The sequence below is a fragment of the Arthrobacter sp. Dra40 genome, assembly GCF_059091905.1.
In genome coordinates, this window is the sequence record NZ_JBNHHB010000456.1 from 1 (window position 1) to 1,686 (window position 1,686).

At 62.5% G+C, this 1,686-nt stretch carries 3 protein-coding genes; 2 read left to right on the top strand and 1 reads right to left on the bottom strand.

Going from position 1 to position 1,686, the window contains the following annotated elements; translation table 11 throughout:
* Window positions 1-368: sugar phosphate nucleotidyltransferase (locus tag AC5RWT_RS37115; RefSeq protein WP_494084575.1), on the bottom strand; the 368-nt coding region annotated here is incomplete at its 3' end.
* Window positions 369-702: 334 nt separating this feature from the next.
* On the opposite strand from AC5RWT_RS37115, the gene sdhC reads away from it, so the two are divergent.
* Window positions 703-1,086, top strand: coding sequence for a succinate dehydrogenase, cytochrome b556 subunit (gene sdhC, locus AC5RWT_RS37120; protein ID WP_493968369.1), 384 nt, complete (start codon window positions 703-705; stop codon window positions 1,084-1,086).
* Window positions 1,087-1,089: 3 nt separating this feature from the next.
* Entirely contained in the window at window positions 1,090-1,560 is a 471-nt protein-coding gene (locus tag AC5RWT_RS37125) for a succinate dehydrogenase hydrophobic membrane anchor subunit (protein WP_494084576.1), read from the top strand.
* Window positions 1,561-1,686: the final 126 nt, after the last annotated feature.

Consider the following 1,686-nt stretch of genomic DNA (forward strand, 5'->3'; position numbering starts at 1 on the left):
ATAATGATCTGCGGATCGCGCCGGTGCAGGATCGCCGCGGCGAGCCCGATGGCCGCCGCCGAGTCTTTCGGCTCCGGCTCCAGCACCAGGTTCGAATCCTGCAGCTCGGGCAGCTGCGCACAGACCGCCGTCCGGTGCACTTTCCCTGTCACCACGAGGGTCCGCCCCTGGCACAGGGGCTCCAAGCGGGCATACGTGGCGCGGATCAGGGTGGACCCTGAACCGGTCAGATCATGCAGGAACTTCGGTGCCGCGGCCCGCGACAACGGCCACAGCCGCGTCCCGGTCCCGCCGGCCGGAATCACCGCATGGAAACGATCCAGCACGGCACTGTCGGCCGAGCTCCGGTCTGCTGCTTGAGTCTTCACGCTCTCCACGGTAATCCAGCGGGGTGGGAACCGGCTTCATTCCGCGGGCGGATTTCCGCCGCCGCGGGCAGGTTTACCGGGGCCTCAACGGGGAATAGACCGGAATGAGGGCACGTTTTACTAACGTAAGCTCCCCGGAATTCCGCGGGATCCCGGGGGTAAGCCGGCGGTTGCGCGCGGCACTGTTAAAAAGGTCACACAGGGTGGTTCCCAAATTGAATAACCCCCCAGCGAAGCCTAGATTAGTCTTGAGCTACAGAGTGCTCTCGCACCGGCGTCAACTCTTGCGTGGAAGCCACGCTGCGCCTCTGCGATGCAGGGAGAGGGTAATTCAGTGTCGAAGACACCAGCAGGGACCTTGTACCGCGGCCGCGAAGGCATGTGGTCTTGGGTAGGACACCGCATCACGGGCGTCGCAATCTTTTTCTTTCTCTTGGTACACGTGCTGGATACCGCACTGGTCCGGGTGTCACCCGGCGCCTATGACGCCGTCATGGCCACGTACAAGAACCCGATCATGGCCGTCCTCGAAGCCGGTCTGGTGGCAGCCATTGTCTACCACGCTTTCAACGGACTGCGCGTGATCCTCATCGACTTCTGGAAGAAGGGCCCGAAGTACCAGGCCAAGCTTCTGTGGGGCGTCGTCGGCCTGTGGGTCGTCGTCATGGTTCCGTTCCTTATTCGCCACCTCACGCTCGCTTTCACCGGGGGTCACTAAGTCATGTCGGTCAACTCTGAAATCCAGGCTCCCCGCAGCACCCGCATTGCCCCGGAGTACATGCGCAACACGGGCCGCAAGGGCAACTTTGAAATGTTCGCGTGGCTGTTCATGCGGGTCTCCGGCCTCATCCTGGTGGTGCTCGTCTTCGGCCACCTGTTCGTCAACTTGATGCTGGGCGAAGGCGTCCATGCCATCAACTTCGGCTTCGTCGCCGGCAAATGGGCCGACCCGTTCTGGCAGATCTGGGACCTGGCCATGCTTTGGCTCGCCATGCTGCACGGCACCAACGGCGTGCGCACCATCATCGAGGACTACGCGGAGAAGAACAGCACCCGCTTCTGGTTCAAGATGGTCCTCTACGTGGCCTCTGCCGTCATCATCGTGCTCGGCACTCTGGTGATCTTCACCTTCGATCCGTGCCCGGCCAACGCCAGCGCGGAACTGCTGCCGTCGTTCTGCCCGGCACCGTAACCGGTGCCGCGGCAGACCGCGGCGCCGTTGCCCCGTCGCGAGTCTCCCGCGACGAAGAATTTTAGGTTCAACAGAAAGAGCATCCAGTATGCAGGTCCATAAGTACGACGTCGTCATTGTCGGTGC

What these genes read in the sequence shown, in the direction of transcription:
- AC5RWT_RS37125 (WP_494084576.1), top strand. Translation starts at nt 1,090, where the DNA reads ATGTCGGTCAACTCTGAAATCCAGGCTCCCCGCAGCACCCGCATTGCC.